1 protein-coding gene is annotated in these 605 nt (G+C 47.3%); it reads left to right on the forward strand.

The features are described from left to right. A partial coding sequence (locus R8O11_RS29310; protein WP_318195135.1) for a UvrD-helicase domain-containing protein occupies positions 1-605 on the forward strand: 605 nt, incomplete at both ends.

Genomic DNA, 605 nt, shown 5'->3' on the forward strand with positions numbered 1-605 from the left:
AGAAATCAAGACCAGCCTAGACGAAGCTAAAATGCGCATGCCTAATCGCATGGGTGAAATTGAGCCTTGGCTGGTTGACACCTCTCATACGCTGGGAGAGCGCAATCACGAATGGCTGGAGAACGAACGTCCTAATTGGGAAGTCTTGTTCAACCGCATTGAATCGTCTCCGCTGAACTTGTCGCAACAATACGCAGTGTTGCTCAATGATGATCACAACCTTGTTTTGGCTGGGGCAGGCTCGGGTAAAACCAGCGTATTGACTGCAAGAGTGGCTTACTTACTTCAAAGCCATCAAGCTCAAGCGGAAGAACTTTTGATCCTGGCGTTTGGCCGAGATGCCGCGAAAGAAATGAAAGAGCGTTTGGTTGATAAAGTCGGCTTGGCGGCAGAAGGCGTAAGAGTCAATACCTTTCATCAACTCGGCTTGTACATTCTTAATCAAGTCGAGCAGCAGCCTGTCGAAATTAGCCCTCTTGCATTAGACGATAACCAACGCACGGCTTGGTGTGTCGACTGGTTGAAAAAGCACTGGATGACACCAACAAATTTCAAACGTTGGCAAAAGCATTTAGATAAATGGCCTATTGCTTATCTGAAAGGTG

This window comes from Vibrio sp. 1288 (assembly GCF_033344475.1).